The sequence below is a fragment of the Kitasatospora sp. NPDC001660 genome (assembly GCF_053596725.1).
In genome coordinates, this window is record NZ_JBSFGU010000010.1 from 161,697 (window position 1) to 176,609 (window position 14,913).

At 71.7% G+C, this 14,913-nt stretch carries 14 protein-coding genes; 4 read left to right on the top strand and 10 right to left on the bottom strand.

Translation table 11 applies throughout. From position 1 onward, the window contains the following. The first annotated feature begins 17 nt into the window (after positions 1 to 17). The 4 genes from tal (at position 18) to pgl (ending at position 4,677) form a co-directional block, all read left to right on the top strand. On the top strand, positions 18 to 1,157 hold the full coding sequence (gene tal / locus ACWCXH_RS14195) for a transaldolase (protein ID WP_449801703.1): 1,140 nt from the start codon (positions 18 to 20) through the stop codon (positions 1,155 to 1,157). A gap of 78 nt (positions 1,158 to 1,235) precedes the next feature. Further along, entirely contained in the window at positions 1,236 to 2,807 is a 1,572-nt protein-coding gene (gene zwf, locus ACWCXH_RS14200; protein WP_449801764.1) for a glucose-6-phosphate dehydrogenase, read from the top strand. Further along, positions 2,804 to 3,892 carry a glucose-6-phosphate dehydrogenase assembly protein OpcA gene (gene opcA, locus ACWCXH_RS14205; RefSeq protein ID WP_449801704.1) on the top strand — a complete coding sequence of 363 codons (1,089 nt, stop codon included), beginning with the start codon at positions 2,804 to 2,806 and terminating at the stop codon, positions 3,890 to 3,892. Before zwf ends, opcA begins: the two co-directional genes overlap by 4 nt. Next, a complete protein-coding gene (pgl, locus tag ACWCXH_RS14210; RefSeq protein WP_449801705.1) occupies positions 3,889 to 4,677 on the top strand; it encodes a 6-phosphogluconolactonase in 789 nt (262 codons plus the stop codon). Before opcA ends, pgl begins: the two co-directional genes overlap by 4 nt. An 81-nt stretch (positions 4,678 to 4,758) precedes the next feature. Here pgl and ACWCXH_RS14215 read toward each other — a convergent pair whose 3' ends face one another. From ACWCXH_RS14215 to ACWCXH_RS14260, 10 genes are all read right to left on the bottom strand, one after another. Then, complete coding sequence (locus ACWCXH_RS14215; RefSeq protein WP_030308030.1) at positions 4,759 to 5,046, bottom strand: RNA polymerase-binding protein RbpA; 288 nt, start codon at positions 5,044 to 5,046, stop codon at positions 4,759 to 4,761. Between the two features lie 241 nt (positions 5,047 to 5,287). Then, positions 5,288 to 5,524 (bottom strand): preprotein translocase subunit SecG, encoded by a 237-nt coding sequence (secG, locus tag ACWCXH_RS14220; protein ID WP_449801706.1) that lies wholly within the window; start codon positions 5,522 to 5,524, stop codon positions 5,288 to 5,290. Positions 5,525 to 5,611: 87 nt separating this feature from the next. Next, positions 5,612 to 6,397, bottom strand: a complete 786-nt coding sequence (tpiA, locus tag ACWCXH_RS14225) for a triose-phosphate isomerase (protein WP_449801707.1) — start codon at positions 6,395 to 6,397, stop codon at positions 5,612 to 5,614. A 5-nt stretch (positions 6,398 to 6,402) separates the two neighbouring features. Beyond that, positions 6,403 to 7,605: a phosphoglycerate kinase gene (locus ACWCXH_RS14230; RefSeq protein ID WP_449801708.1), complete on the bottom strand. Its 1,203-nt coding sequence runs from the start codon at positions 7,603 to 7,605 to the stop codon at positions 6,403 to 6,405. A 153-nt stretch (positions 7,606 to 7,758) separates the two neighbouring features. Then, entirely contained in the window at positions 7,759 to 8,766 is a 1,008-nt protein-coding gene (gap, locus tag ACWCXH_RS14235; protein WP_449801709.1) for a type I glyceraldehyde-3-phosphate dehydrogenase, read from the bottom strand. Between the two features lie 331 nt (positions 8,767 to 9,097). Then, positions 9,098 to 10,078, bottom strand: coding sequence for a DNA-binding protein WhiA (whiA, locus tag ACWCXH_RS14240; protein WP_449801710.1), 981 nt, complete (start codon positions 10,076 to 10,078; stop codon positions 9,098 to 9,100). Beyond that, positions 10,069 to 11,040: a gluconeogenesis factor YvcK family protein gene (locus ACWCXH_RS14245; protein ID WP_449801765.1), complete on the bottom strand. Its 972-nt coding sequence runs from the start codon at positions 11,038 to 11,040 to the stop codon at positions 10,069 to 10,071. The genes whiA and ACWCXH_RS14245 overlap by 10 nt, the downstream gene beginning before the upstream one ends. 190 nt (positions 11,041 to 11,230) lie before the next feature. Further along, positions 11,231 to 12,115, bottom strand: coding sequence for an RNase adapter RapZ (gene rapZ / locus ACWCXH_RS14250; protein ID WP_244179003.1), 885 nt, complete (start codon positions 12,113 to 12,115; stop codon positions 11,231 to 11,233). Between the two features lie 118 nt (positions 12,116 to 12,233). After that, entirely contained in the window at positions 12,234 to 14,288 is a 2,055-nt protein-coding gene (gene uvrC, locus ACWCXH_RS14255; protein WP_449801711.1) for an excinuclease ABC subunit UvrC, read from the bottom strand. 66 nt (positions 14,289 to 14,354) lie between these two features. Further along, the gene (locus tag ACWCXH_RS14260; protein WP_449801712.1) at positions 14,355 to 14,798 is read right to left on the bottom strand and encodes a Rieske (2Fe-2S) protein; all 444 of its coding nucleotides are present in this window, start codon (positions 14,796 to 14,798) and stop codon (positions 14,355 to 14,357) included. Positions 14,799 to 14,913: the final 115 nt, after the last annotated feature.

A 14,913-nucleotide genomic window follows, 5' to 3' on the forward strand; every position in this document is an offset into this window, starting at 1 on the left:
AAGAAGGACTGAGCACCATGACCGACGCACTCAAGCGCCTCAGCGACGAAGGCGTGGCGATCTGGCTGGACGACCTCAGCCGCACGCGGCTGAACTCCGGCAACCTGGCCGAGCTGGTGCAGAACAAGCACGTGGTGGGCGTCACCACCAACCCGACCATCTTCCAGAAGGCCATCGGCGGCGGCGACAGCTCCTACGACGGCCAGCTGCGCGACCTCGCCGTCCGCAAGGTCACCACCGACGAGGCGATCCGCATGATCACCACCTCGGACGTGCGCGACGCGGCCGACGTGCTGCGCCCCGTCTACGACGCCTCCAACGGCCGCGACGGCCGCGTCTCCATCGAGGTCGACCCGCGCCTGGCGCACGAGACCGCCGCCACCGTCGCCGAGGCCAAGCAGCTGTGGTGGCTGGTCGACCGCCCGAACGTCTTCATCAAGATCCCCGCCACCAAGGCCGGCCTGCCCGCCATCGCCGAGGTCATCGGCAAGGGCATCAGCGTCAACGTCACGCTGATCTTCTCCCTCGACCGCTACAAGGCCGTCATGGACGCCTACCTGACCGGCCTGGAGGCCGCCAAGGCCAAGGGCCTGGACCTCTCCCAGATCGAGTCCGTCGCCTCCTTCTTCGTCTCCCGCGTGGACACCGAGATCGACAAGCGCCTGGACAAGATCGGCGGCGACGCCCGGAACCTGCGCTCCAAGGCCGCCCTGGCCAACGCCCGCCTCGCCTACCAGGCGTACGAGGAGGTCTTCGGCAGCGTCGACGGCAAGACCGCGGGCAGCGCCCGCTGGAAGGCCCTGGAGGCCGCCGGCGCCAAGCCGCAGCGTCCGCTCTGGGCCTCCACCGGCGTCAAGGACCCGGCCCTGCCGGACACCCTGTACGTCACCGAGCTGGTCGCCCCCGGAACCGTGAACACGATGCCCGAGACCACCCTGGACGCCACCGCCGACCACGGCGTGGTCACCGGCAACACCATCGTCCCCAACTACGCCGACGCCAAGGCCGTCCTGGACGCCATCGCGGCCGCCGGCGTGGACTACGACGACGTGGTCCAGGTGCTGGAGGACGAGGGCGTCGAGAAGTTCGAGCAGTCCTGGACCGAGCTGCTCGACACCGTCACCGCCTCGCTCGCCTCCTTCGCCGACGAGAAGTGACCCTGCTCACCGCCAGCGCACGAAAGCGGAGCCCATCAAGTGAGCACTGATTTCCCAGAGTTGACACCGGTGTCGGACGTGGACGAGATCCCGGCCGCCCCCGTCAACCCGCTTCGTGACCCTGCCGACCGACGGCTCCCGCGCATCGCGGGGCCGTCCGGTCTGGTCATCTTCGGGGTCACCGGCGACCTGTCCCGCAAGAAGCTGATGCCGGCGATCTACGACCTGGCCAACCGCGGCCTGCTGCCGCCGGGCTTCTCGCTCGTGGGCTTCGCCCGCCGCGAGTGGGACGACGAGGACTTCGCCAAGGAGGTCCACGACGCGGTCAAGGAGCACGCCCGCACCCCGTTCCGGGAGGAGGTCTGGCAGCAGCTCGCCAAGGGCATGCGCTTCGTCCACGGCACGTTCGACGACGACGACGCCTTCGACAAGCTCCGCCAGACCATCGAGGAGCTGGACAAGGCCCAGGGCACCGGCGGCAACTTCGCCTTCTACCTGTCCGTCCCGCCGAAGTTCTTCCCGACCGTCGTCCAGCAGCTCAAGAAGCACGGCCTGGCCGACCCGCCCTCCTCGCCCGCCAACGGGCAGGAGGGGCCCAGCAGGACTTCCTGGCGCCGCGCGGTGATCGAGAAGCCGTTCGGCCACGACCTGGAGAGCGCCCAGGAGCTGAACCGGATCGTCCACGAGGTCTTCCCGCGCGACGAGGTCTTCCGGATCGACCACTACCTGGGCAAGGAGACGGTCCAGAACATCCTGGCGCTGCGGTTCGCGAACCAGATGTTCGAGCCGATCTGGAACAGGTCCTACGTCGACCACGTGCAGATCACCATGGCCGAGGACATCGGCATCGGCGGCCGTGCCGGCTACTACGACGGCATCGGCTCGGCGCGCGACGTCATCCAGAACCACCTGCTCCAGCTGATGGCGCTCACCGCCATCGAGGAGCCGGCCTCCTTCCACCCGAAGGCGCTGGTCGCCGAGAAGCTGAAGGTGCTCAGCGCCGTCAAGCTCCCGGCCGACCTCGGCCGGCACACCGTGCGCGGCCAGTACGCCTCCGGCTGGCAGGGCGGCGAGGAGGTCGTCGGCTACCTGGACGAGGACGGCATCGACCCGGACTCCAAGACCGACACCTACGCGGCCATCAAGCTGGAGATCAACAACCGCCGCTGGGCGGGCGTCCCGTTCTACCTGCGCACCGGCAAGCGACTCGGCCGGCGCGTCACCGAGATCGCGGTGGTCTTCCAGCGCGCCCCGTACCTGCCGTTCGACTCCTACGCGACCGAGGAGCTGGGGCAGAACGCCCTGGTCATCCGGGTCCAGCCGGACGAGGGCGTGACGGTGCGGTTCGGCTCCAAGGTGCCGGGCACCTCCTTCGAGGTCCGGGACGTCACGATGGACTTCGCCTACGGCGAGTCCTTCACCGAGTCCAGCCCCGAGGCGTACGAGCGGCTCATCCTCGACGTGCTGCTCGGCGACGCCAACCTCTTCCCGCGCCACCAGGAGGTCGAGCTCTCCTGGCAGATCCTCGACCCGATCGAGAGGTACTGGGACACCCACGGCAAGCCCGCCCAGTACGCGGCGGGGACCTGGGGCCCCGTCGAGGCGGACGAGATGCTCGCACGAGACGGCAGGAGCTGGCGCCGGCCATGAAGATCGACCTCACCAACACGACGTCCAGCAAGATCAACGCCGCGCTCATGGAGGCGCGCCGGGTCGGTGGCTCCACCGCCGCCGGCATGGTGCTCACCCTGGTGATCGTGACCGACGAGGGCAGCGCCTACGACGCCCTCAAGGCCGCCAACGACGCCTCCCGCGAGCACCCGTCGCGCACCCTCGCGGTGATCAAGCGCGCCGGGCGCTCGCCCCGGGCCCGCGCCGAGACCCGCCTGGACGCCGAGATCCTGGTCGGCTCGGACGCCGGCTCCGGCGAGACGGTCATCCTGCGCATGCACGGCGAACTCGCCGCGCACGCCCAGTCCGTCGTCCTGCCGCTGCTGCTGCCGGACGCCCCGGTCGTCGTCTGGTGGCCGGACAACGCACCGCTCCACCCGGCGCAGGACCCGCTCGGCTCGATCGCCCAGCGCCGGATCACCGACGCGGTCACCGCCGAGTCCCCGGTCGGCCAGCTCGGCCAGCGGGCCCAGAGCTACACCCCGGGCGACACCGACCTGGCCTGGACCCGGATCACCGGCTGGCGCTCGATGCTGGCCGCCGCGCTCGACCAGCGCCCGTCGCACATCCTCTCCGCCGCGGTGGAGGGCGAGTCGTACAACCCCAGCGTCGAGCTGCTCGGACTGTGGCTGCACAACCGCCTGGACGTCCCGGTCGAGCGGGTCGTCACGGGCGGCCCCGGCATCACCGCGGTGCACCTGCGCACCAAGGACGGGGACATCACCCTGGACCGTCCGGACGGCCTGATGGGCACCCTCTCGATGCCCGGCTCGCCGGACCGCCAGGTGGCGCTCAAGCGGCGCGAGACCTCGGAGCTGATCGCCGAGGAGCTGCGTCGGCTCGACCCGGACGACATCTACGCGACGGCCGTGCGCACGCCCGTGGAGCGCCTCCACGAGCCCGCCGGCGCCGGGACGACGGCGGACGCGGTCGCCGACGCGGCCGCCGACGAGCCGGTGGCCAACCCCTCCCGGGTGACGGCCGACGCCCCGGAGAAGAAGCCCGCCGTGAAGAAGGCCGCCCCGAAGAAGGCCGCCGAGCGCTCCGCCCAGGAAAGCGCATGACCAACGCCACCCCGCAGCTCGTCGTCCACCACGACAAGGAGCTGATGGCACAGGCGGCCGCGGCCCGGCTGATCACCCGGATCGTGGACGCCCAGGCCGCCCGCGGCACCGCCTCGGTGGTGCTCACCGGCGGCCGCAACGGCAACGCCCTGCTGGCCGCGATCGCCGCCTCCCCGGCGCGCGACGCGGTCGACTGGGCGCGGCTGGACCTCTGGTGGGGCGACGAGCGCTTCGTGCCCGCCGCGGACCCGGACCGCAACGCCGTCCAGGCCCGCGCCGAGCTGCTGGACGCCGTCCCGCTCGACCCGGCGCGGGTACACGAGATGCCCGCCTCGGACGGCGTGGACGGCTCGGACGTCGAGGCCGCCGCCGCCCGCTACGCGCAGGAGCTGGCGAAGGCGGCCGGGCCGGGCGACCGGGCCGGCGTGCCGGCCTTCGACGTGCTGCTGCTGGGCGTCGGCCCGGACACCCACGTCGCTTCGCTCTTCCCCGAGCACCCCGGCGTGCGGGAGACCGAACTGACCGTGATCGGCGTGCGCGGGGCCCCCAAGCCCCCGCCGACCCGGATCTCGCTCACCCTCCCGGCGATCCGGGCGGCCCGCGAGGTCTGGCTGCTGGCGGCCGGCGAGGACAAGGCCGGCGCGGTCGCGCTGGCCCTGTCCGGCCCCGGCGAGATCCAGGCGCCCGCCTCCGGCGCGTACGGCCGCCGCCGCACCCTGTGGCTGCTGGACCGGGCCGCCGCCGAGCGGATCCCGCCGCAGCTGTACCCGCCGGCCTCGGCCTGAGGGCCCGTCGAGGACCGGCCCGGGTCCTCAACGCCGAAGGGCGCCACCGTCATTGACGGTGGCGCCCTTCGGTCTTCCGGCTCAGATCTCGCCGCGCAGCTTGGCCAGCGCCTCGGCGAGGATCGCCTCGCCGTCGGCGTCGGTGCGCCGCTCGCGGACGTAGGCGAGGTGGGTCTTGTACGGCTCGTTGCGCGAGGGGGCGGGCGGGTTGTGCTCGTCCTGCCCGGCCGGGAAGCCGCAGCGCGGGCAGTCCCAGGTGTCCGGGATGACGGCCTCGGCGGCGAAGCTGGGGCGGGTCTCGTGCTTGTTGGCACACCAGAAGGAGATCCGGTTGCGCGGGGCGGACTCGCCGCGCTCCGCCTCGCCCATCGGGCCGGCTCCAACCCTGCTGCCACGGATGGCGTTGCCACTTGCCACGGTCTGACTCCCTGCGTGCTGGTACGCCGACCCGCCGCGGTGCGCGCCGGAGGCGAAAGTCGTCCTAGTGTAAGCAGGAGTTAAGGGTCCGCCACCCATCGCCTCCGCCCCCGACCGTCCCAGGATAGGCGCTCGGACGACGGGGCGTCAGGGTTGTGCAGGCTCCGGTGCCGGCACCGACCGTCGACCGGTACTAGCTCTTGTACTTGAGCAGCAGGCTCAGCACGATGATGCAGGCGAACCAGCCCAGGCCGACCACGATGGTGATGCGGTCGAGGTTGCGCTCGGCCACCGCGGAGCCGCCACCGGTGGACATCGCGCCACCGCCGAACATGTCGGACAGGCCGCCGCCCTTCCCCTTGTGCAGCAGCACGAGCAGGATCATCAGCAGGCTGAAGATGATCAGGGCAATCGAGAACCCGAGAACCACGACGGGACCAACTCTCTCGTATCTACGGCGAAGGGGCCGGGCCGCGTCCGGCGGTCCGGCCCCAAAGCCTACGTTGCTGCGGCGGCGTTAGCCTACTGCCTGCTCACGGTAGCGCACGATCTTGGCGAACTCGGCGGCGTCCAGCGAGGCACCGCCGATCAGGCCGCCGTCGATGTCGGGCTTGGCCATCAGGCCGGCCGCGCTCGACGACTTGACCGAACCGCCGTACAGCACACGGACCTTGTCGGCCAGCGCGCCGTCGTACAGCTCGGCGATCCGCTTGCGGATGGCCGCGCAGACCTCCTGCGCGTCCTCCGGGGTGGCCACCTCGCCGGTGCCGATCGCCCAGACCGGCTCGTAGGCGATCACGACGGTCTCGGCCTGCTCGGCCGGGACGTCCTCGAGGCCGCCGTCCAGCTGGGCCAGCGTGTACTCGACGTGGGTGCCGGCCTTGCGGATCTCCAGCGGCTCGCCGATGCACAGGATCGGGGTGATCCCGGCCCGGTAGGCGGCCTTGACCTTGGCGTTGACGATCTCGTCGGTCTCGGCGTGGTACTGGCGGCGCTCCGAGTGGCCGATCACCGCGTAGGTGCAGCGGAGCTTGGCCAGCATCGGGCCGGAGACCTCGCCGGTGTAGGCGCCGGAGTCGTGCTGCGAGATGTCCTGCGAGCCGTACTTGATCTTCAGCTTGTCCGTCTCGACCAGCGTCTGCACCGAGCGCAGGTCGGTGAACGGCGTCAGGACGGCGACCTCGACGGCCTCGTAGTCCTTGTCGTTCAGGGTGAAGGCGAGCTTCTGGGTGTGCTGGATGGCCTCGAGGTGGTTGAGGTTCATCTTCCAGTTGCCCGCCATGAGCGGGAGACGTTCGGTCATTGCTTTCAGCCTTCCAGGGCGGCGAGACCGGGAAGGGTCTTGCCCTCCAGGTACTCGAGGCTCGCGCCACCGCCGGTCGAGATGTGTCCAAAGGCGTTCTCGTCGAAGCCCAGGATGCGGACGGCCGCGGCGGAGTCGCCGCCGCCGACCACGGTGAACGCGCTGCTGTCGAGCAGGCCCTGCGCGACGGCCTTGGTGCCGTTGGCGAAGTCCGGGTGCTCGAAGACGCCCATCGGGCCGTTCCAGAACACCGTCCCGGCGTCGGCCAGCTTCGCCGCGTACAGCTCGCGCGTCTTCGGGCCGATGTCCAGGCCCTCCTTGTCGGCCGGGATGGCGTCCGAGGAGACGACGTCGTAGGTCGCCGGGGTCTTGCCCTTGAGGTCCGGGAACTCCGCGGAGACCAGGACGTCGACCGGCAGGACGAACTCGACGCCCCGCTTCTCGGCCTCGGCCAGGTACTCCAGGCAGACCGGGACCTGGTCCTCCTGGAGCAGCGAGATGCCGACCTCGTGGCCCTTGGCCTTGAGGAAGGTGTACGCCATGCCGCCGCCGATCAGGATGCGGTCGGCCTTCTTCAGCAGGTTGTCGATCACCCCGAGCTTGTCGGAGACCTTGGCACCGCCGAGCACGACCACGTAGGGCCGCGCGACCTCGTCGGTGAGCTTCCGCAGCACGCCGACCTCGGTGGCGATCAGGTCGCCGGCGGCGTGCGGCAGCAGGGCCGGAAGGTCGAACACCGAGGCGTGCTTGCGGTGCACGGCGCCGAAGCCGTCGCCGACGTACAGGTCGGCCAGGGCGGCCAGCTGCTCGGCGAAGGCCCGGCGCTCGGCGTCGTCCTTGCTGGTCTCACCGGCATTGAAGCGCAGGTTCTCCAGCAGCACGACCTCGCCGTCGGCCAGCGCGGCGGCGGCGGCCCCGGCGCTCTCGCCCACCGTGTCGGTGGCGAAGGCGACGTCCTTGCCGAGGATCTCGCCGAGGCGCACGGCCACCGGCGCGAGGGAGAACTGCGGGTCCGGCGCGCCCTTCGGGCGGCCGAGGTGGGAGGCGACGACGACCTTCGCACCGCGCTCCAGGAGCTTGGCGATGGTCGGGGCGACGGCGCGGATGCGGCCGTCGTCGGTGATCTCGGCGCCCGCCAGCGGGACGTTGAGGTCCGCGCGGACGAAGACGCGCTTGCCGGCGACGTCGAGGTCTTCGATGGTCTTCACGGGTTCTTCGGTCTCCTGGGGAGATGGTGGATGCGCAGGGAGGCGGCACGGCGCAGGGGCCGCCTGGGAAGTTCTTGTACGTAGAACGAGGGCCCGGTCGGCATGGTGCGCCGCCCGGGCCCTCGCCCTCACATCACGTCAGCTCCCACTGCGTCAGAGCTGGCCACCGACGAGGGCGGTCAGGTTGACGAGGCGGTTCGAGTAGCCCCACTCGTTGTCGTACCAGCCGAGCACCTTGACCTGGTTGCCCTGGACCATGGTCAGCTGGGAGTCGAAGATGCAGGAGGCCGGGTCGTTGACGATGTCCGAGGAGACGATCGGGTCCTCGGTGTAGGCCAGGATGCCCTTGAGCGGGCCCTCCTGCGCGGCCTTCTGGAACGCGGCGTTGACCTCGTCCTTGGTGACCTCGCGCTCCAGCGTGACGACCAGGTCCGTGATGGAACCGGTCGGGACCGGGACGCGCAGCGAGGTGCCGTCCAGCTTGCCCTTCAGCTCCGGCAGGACCAGGGCGGTCGCCTTGGCGGCCCCGGTCGAGGTCGGGATGATGTTCTGCGACGCGGCGCGGGCGCGGCGCAGGTCCTTGTGCGGGAAGTCCAGGGTCACCTGGTCGTTGGTGAAGGCGTGGACGGTGGTCATCAGGCCCTTGACGATGCCGAAGCTCTCGTTCAGCACCTTGGCCATCGGCGCCACGCAGTTGGTGGTGCAGGAGGCGTTGGAGATGACGTCGTGGTTGGCGGCGTCGTACTTGTCGTCGTTGACGCCCATCACGATGGTGACGTCCTCGTCGGTGGCGGGCGCCGAGATGATGACCTTCTTGGCGCCGGCGGCGAGGTGCTTCTTCGCGGCCTCGGCCTTGGTGAAGATGCCGGTGGACTCGACGACGATGTCGGCGCCCAGGGCGGCCCACGGCAGGTTCGCCGGGTCGCGCTCGGCCGTCACCTGGAAGGTGTGGCCGTCGACGGTGATGCTGTTCTCGGTGTGCGAGACCTCACCCGGGAAGGTGCCCAGGGTGGTGTCGTACTTGAGCAGGTGAGCCAGGGTCTTCGTGTCAGTCAGGTCGTTGACACCGACGATCTCGATGTCCGCGCCCTGGGCCTTGACCGCGCGGAAGAAGTTGCGGCCGATGCGGCCGAATCCGTTGATGCCTACCCGGATCGTCACGAACCGATCTCCTCGTTAGGTACGCCGGAGCTAAGCCGACGGGGGTGAGATTTGGGAAGTCCCCGACCGCCTATGACCCTACCCCTCCGCGGCCTGGGAGGGCACATCGCACCGAATCGCGAGACATGGCGTGGCGCGGCGCAAACCCCATTTCAGGCCTTCCGTCCTTGGCCCTGAGGGCAGTTGGTCCCGGGCCAGTGGTCTCTACCAATTTGCGATGCGGGGACCGCGCCGCGGGAGCGCTCGGCACCCCGTCCGGACACGACGGCGGCCGGTGCCCGGAATCCGGACACCGGCCGCACATCGGTCACCGGATGTGACCGTCAGGTCGTCAGTTGAGCGCCATCTCGTCGGTCAGGTTCGCCTCGGTGCTCGGCAGGCCGAGCTCGGAGGCGCGCTTGTCGGCCATCGCCAGCAGGCGGCGGATCCGGCCGGCCACCGCGTCCTTGGTCAGCGGCGGGTCGGCGAGCGCGCCGAGCTCCTCCAGCGAGGCCTGCTTGTGCTGCATCCTCAGCTGGCCGGCCGCGGCCAGGTGCTCGGGCACCTCGTCGCCGAGGATCTCCAGCGCGCGGGCCACCCGGGCGCCGGCCGCGACCGCCGCGCGGGCCGAGCGGCGCAGGTTGGCGTCGTCGAAGTTGGCGAGGCGATTGGCGGTGGCCCGGACCTCGCGCCGCATCCGGCGCTCCTCCCAGGCGAGCACCGACTCGTGCGCGCCGAGGCGCGTCAGCAGCGCGCCGATCGCGTCACCGTCCCGGATCACGACCCGGTCCACCCCGCGGACCTCGCGGGCCTTGGCGGGGATGCCGAGCCGGCGGGCGGCGCCGACCAGGGCGAGGGCCGCCTCGGAGCCGGGGCAGGTGATCTCCAGCGAGGACGACCGGCCGGGCTCGGTGAGCGACCCGTGCGCCAGGAAGGCCCCGCGCCAGGCCGCCTCGGCGTCGCAGGTGGCCCCGGAGACGACCGCCGGGGGCAGGCCCCGGATCGGACGGCCGCGGCCGTCCACGAGACCGGTCTGGCGCGCGAGCAGCTCGCCGTCCTTGACCACGCGCACGACGAAGCGGCTGCCGCGCCGCAGCCCGCCCGGGGCCATCACCACGAGGTCGGAGGAGTGCCCGAAGATCTCCAGGAGGTCCTTGCGCAGGCGCCGCGCCGCCGAACCAGTGTCGAGCTCCGCCTCGATCACGATCCGGCCGCTCACGATGTGCAGCCCGCCTGCGAACCGCAGGATCGCCGACACCTCCGCCTTGCGGCAGCAGGCCCGGGTGACCGGGAGCCGGCTGATCTCGTCCTTCACCGCTGGAGTCATCGCCATGGCCCGATCCTTCCATGTGTCCGGAAAATCCGGTCGTACGCTGCCGCCAACAGCTCCGGGTCGTGTCGCGGGCTGCCGTCGTCGCGGGCCACCCGACCGAGCACCAGTGCGGCGCCCATCCGCTCCGCGGCCTTCTCCAGGCCCTCCAGGTCGGCCTGGCCGAAGGCGCCGCCGGTGACGGCCCGCTCGTCCACCAGGATCGCATCCACCTCGAGCCCGGGAGCGTGGTCGGCTATGACCTCCAGGTGGCGCTGCGGCGTGAAGCCCTCGGTCTCGCCGGGCTGGGGGGCCAGGTTCAGCGTGAGCAGGCGGCGGGCGCGGGTCTCGACCAGCGCCTTGGCGAGCTCCGGCACCAGCAGGTGCGGCAGCACGCTGGTGAACCAGGAGCCCGGGCCGAGCACCACCCAGTCCGCCTCGCGGACGGCCGCGACCGCCTCGGGGACGGCCGGCGGCTCGTCCGGGACCAGCCGGATCGACTGCACGGTGCCGGGCGTGACCGCGACGCTGGCCTGGCCGCGGACGGCCGTCACCTCGCCGGGCCGGGCCGGATCGTGCCCGCGGACTATCGCCTCGATGTCCAGCGGCACCGCCGACATCGGCAGCACCCGGCCCTGGACGTTCAGCAGCCGGCCGACCCAGTCCAGCGCGGCGACCGGGTCGCCGAGCTTCTCCCACAGCGCCACGATCAGCAGGTTGCCGACGGCGTGGCCGCCCAGCTCGCCGCTGCCCGTGAAGCGCTGCTGGATCACCTCGGACCAGGTGCGGCCCCAGTCGTCGTCCCCGCACAGCGCCGCCAGCGCCTTGCGCAGGTCGCCGGGGGGCAGCACGCCCAGCTCGGCGCGCAGCCGCCCGCTGGATCCGCCGTCGTCGGCGACGGTGACCACGGCGGTCAGGTCGCTGGTGAGCCGACGCAGGGCCGACAGCGACGCGGACAGGCCCTGGCCGCCGCCGAGGGCGGTGATCCGGGGGGCCGGGTTGGCCCGGGCGGGGCTGCTGCGCGGCTTGCTGGGAGCCGGGGTCCTTACCGGGCCCCCGGTCCGGTCGCCGTTCTTGTGGTGCGGCTGCCGTCCGGGCACGTATCCCGTCACACCCACCTCGCGTTCCTCGTCGCCCGCGGCCGACCCGGCCGGCGGCCCGGCGAGGCGGCGGCGGTTACTCCCGTCCCATGTCTCGGTGGACCAGCACCGTTTCCACGCCGTCGGCGATGAGACGCTTGGTCAGGCGCTCGGACATCGCGACGCTGCGGTGCTTGCCACCGGTGCAGCCTACGGCAAGCGTCATGTAACGCTTCCCCTCCCTGCGGTACCCCTCGGTGACGATGCGCAGCAGCTCGGCGTAGCCGTCGAGGAACTCGTTGGCGCCGGGCTGCTGGAACACGTAGTCGGCGACGTCCGCGTCGGTACCGGTGCGGGCACGAAGCTCGGGGACCCAGTGCGGGTTGGGCAGGAAGCGACAGTCCACCACGAGGTCGGCGTCGACCGGCAGGCCGTACTTGAAGCCGAAGGACATCACGGTGGCCCGCAGCTCGGGCTCGTCGTGGTCGGCGAACTGGGCGTCGAGCTTGGCGCGCAGCTGGTGCACGTTGAGGTTGGAGGTGTCGATCACCAGGTCGGCCTCGCCGCGCAGGTCGCGCAGCAGGTCGCGCTCCTGGGCGATGCCGTCGACGATCCGGCCGTCGGCCTGGAGCGGGTGCGGGCGGCGCACGCTCTCGAAGCGGCGGACCAGGGCCTCGTCGGAGGAGTCCAGGAAGACGACCTGCAGGCGGACGCCGCGCTTCTCCAGCTCGTCGAGCGAGGTGAGCAGGTCGTCGAAGAACTGGCGGCCGCGGACGTCCACGACGACGCCGATCCGGGCGACGTTGCCCTGGGAGCGGGCCCCGAGGTCGACCATGGTCGGGATGAGGGCCGGCGGCAGGTTGTCCACCACGAACCAGCCGAGGTCCTCCAGGCACTTGGCCGCGGTGGAGCGGCCGGCTCCGGACATACCGGAGATGATCACCAGCTCCGGCGCGTTCTCGGCCACGTCTGACACGGTCACTTCGGTTCCCCGCTCTCGGTCTTTCTGCTGGGGAGCACGCGCATGGCACGGCCGTACGGCGCCGGTCCGCCCGGGCGGTCGGCGCCCGGGCGCGCCGGCTGACGGGCGGCGTCGGCCGTCATGGCGTCTCCTGGGATGGTGCGGTCGTGGGTGCTGCGGCCACCGGCGCGGTGGCCTGGTCGGCCCCGTCCTCGATGATCTCGCCGGTCGCGGTGTTGACCGCGGGTGCGGCGGGTGTACGGGACGACAACACCGCCGCAACAGTCTCCGCCGTGCGGCGTCCGATGCCGGGCACGGCGCAGAGTTCGTCGACGGTGGCGGCCCTGAGCCTCTTCAGCGAGCCGAAGTGCTTGAGCAGCGCCTGGCGGCGAGTCTCGCCGAGGCCCGGGACGGAGTCCAGTTCCCCGGCGGTGAGTCGCTTGGAACGCTTGGTGCGCTGGTAGGTGATCGCGAAGCGGTGGGCCTCGTCGCGGACCCGCTGGAGCAGGTAGAGGCCCTCGCTGCTGCGCGGGAGGACGACCGGGTCGTCCTCGCCGGGCAGCCAGACCTCCTCCAGGCGCTTGGCGAGTCCGCACAGGGCGACGTCGTCGATGCCGAGCTCGTCGAGGGCGCGCTTGGCGGCGGCGACCTGGGGCTGGCCGCCGTCGACGACGAGCAGCTGCGGCGGGTAGGCGAAGCGGCGCGGGCGGCCGTCCTCGGTGCGCGGGCCGTCCTCGGGCTGGTCGTCCCCGGACTCGACGACGGCCCACTCGCCGGTCTTCTCGCGCTCCTGGAGGTAGCGGCGGAAGCGCCGGCTGATCACCTCGTGCATCGAGCGGACGTCGTCCTGCCCGACGAAGCCCTTGACCTGGAAGCGCCGGTACTCGCTCTTGCGGGCCAGGCCGTCCTCGAAGACGACCATCGACGCGACCACGTCCTCGCCCTGGAGGTGGGAGATGTCGAAGCACTCGATGCGCAGCGGGACGGAGTCCAGCTCCAGCGCGTCGGCGATCTCCTGGAGGGCACGGCTGCGGGTGGTGAGGTCGGAGGCGCGCTTGGTCTTGTGCAGGGCCAGCGCCTGTTGGGCGTTGCGCTGCACGGTGGCCATCAGGTCCTTCTTGTCGCCGCGCTGCGGGATGCGCAGGTCGACCTGGCTGCCGCGCAGGCTGCTCAGCCACTCCCTTATCGGTCCGTCCGGTTCGGGCAGCGCCGGGACGAGCACCTCGCGCGGGACGGTCTCGTTGCGTTCGTCAGAAGTGGCCCCGCCGTAGAGCTGCTGGAGGGCGTGCTCGACCAGGCCCGCGGTGTCGACGTCCTCGACCTTGTCGGTGACCCAGCCGCGCTGGCCGCGGACCCGGCCGCCGCGGACGTGGAAGATCTGGACCGCGGCCTCCAGTTCGTCCTCGGCGAGGGCCAGGAGGTCGGCGTCGGTGGCGTCGGCGAGCACGATGGCGTTCTTCTCCATCGCGCGCTTGAGGGCGCCGATGTCGTCCCGCAGGCGGGCCGCCTTCTCGTACTCCATCTCCGCGGCGGCCTCCTGCATCTGGTCTTCCAGCCGGCGCAGGTAGTTGCCGGTGCGCCCGGCCATGAAGTCGCAGAAGTCCACGGCCAGCGCGCGGTGTTCGTCCGCCGAGACCTTGCCGACGCAGGGCGCGGCGCACTTGCCGATGTAGCCGAGCAGGCAGGGCCGGCCGACCTGCTGCGCGCGCTTGAACACGCCGTTGGAGCAGGTGCGGACGGGGAAGACGCGCAGCAGCAGGTCGACCGTCTCGCGGATCGCCCACGCGTGCCCGTACGGGCCGAAGTAGCGAACGCCCTTCTTGTGCGCGCCGCGCATCACCTGGACCCGCGGGTACTCCTCGTTGAGGGTGACCGCGAGCTCGGGGTAGCTCTTGTCGTCGCGGTACTTGACGTTGAACCGCGGGTCGAACTCCTTGATCCAGGAGTACTCCAGCTGCAGCGCCTCGACCTCGGTGGCCACCACCGTCCACTCGACCGACGCGGCGGTGGTGACCATGGTCGCGGTGCGCGGGTGCAGCCCGGCCAGGTCCTGGAAGTAGGACGACAGGCGCGGGCGCAGGCTCTTGGCCTTGCCGACGTAGATGACCCGACCGTGGGCGTCGCGGAACCTGTAGACGCCCGGCGAGGTCGGGATCGCGCCCGGGGCCGGGCGGTAGGTGCTCGGGTCAGCCATGGGTCCACCGTACCGAGTGGGGGCGTGGACGCGGAGGGGAGATCGACTCGGCGGGGGTCAACTGCTTCAGCTCGGGGTCACCTTGAGGTTCCCGCCCTCGACCGTGACGGTGTAGGCGGGCAGCGGGGAGGGGGCCGGGCCGTCCTGCACGGCGCCGTCGGCGATGGCGAACCGGCTGCCGTGGCAGGGGCACTGGATCTGCTGGTTCTTCACCTGGTCGACGACGCAGCCCGCGTGGGTGCACTTGGCGCTGAACGCCTTGTACTGCCCGGCGGTCGGCTGGGTGACGACGATCTTCTGCTCGCGGAAGACCTTGCCGCCGCCCTCCGGCACCGCCGAGGCCGGGCCGAGGTCCACCGGGCCCTTGGGGGCGGCGCTGGAGTCGGACGAGCCGGCGGAGGAGCCGCAGCCGGTGAGCGCGACGGTGCCGCCGGCCGCCAGGACGGCCGCGGCGCCGCACAGCAGGGTGCGGCGGGAGGTGGCGGGGTTGCTCTCGGGGGCCTCGGACATCGGGTGCGCTCCTGCGGTTCGGGCTGGTGCGGGGGACCTGTGGGACCACCGAAGTCTATGCGGCACGCGCCCGCCGCTCCCGCCCCCGTTCGTCGGGGGCGGGAGCGGCGGGGCG

Coding starts and splice junctions, on each gene's coding strand:
- tal (WP_449801703.1), top strand. CDS start 18: ATGACCGACGCACTCAAGCGCCTCAGCGACGAAGGCGTGGCGATCTGG.
- opcA (WP_449801704.1), top strand. CDS start 2,804: ATGAAGATCGACCTCACCAACACGACGTCCAGCAAGATCAACGCCGCG.
- pgl (WP_449801705.1), top strand. CDS start 3,889: ATGACCAACGCCACCCCGCAGCTCGTCGTCCACCACGACAAGGAGCTG.
- ACWCXH_RS14215 (WP_030308030.1), bottom strand. CDS start 5,046: ATGGGCGAGGCGGAGCGCGGCGAGTCCGCCCCGCGCAACCGGATCTCC.
- tpiA (WP_449801707.1), bottom strand. CDS start 6,397: ATGACCGAACGTCTCCCGCTCATGGCGGGCAACTGGAAGATGAACCTC.
- whiA (WP_449801710.1), bottom strand. CDS start 10,078: ATGGCGATGACTCCAGCGGTGAAGGACGAGATCAGCCGGCTCCCGGTC.
- uvrC (WP_449801711.1), bottom strand. CDS start 14,288: ATGGCTGACCCGAGCACCTACCGCCCGGCCCCGGGCGCGATCCCGACC.
- ACWCXH_RS14260 (WP_449801712.1), bottom strand. CDS start 14,798: ATGTCCGAGGCCCCCGAGAGCAACCCCGCCACCTCCCGCCGCACCCTG.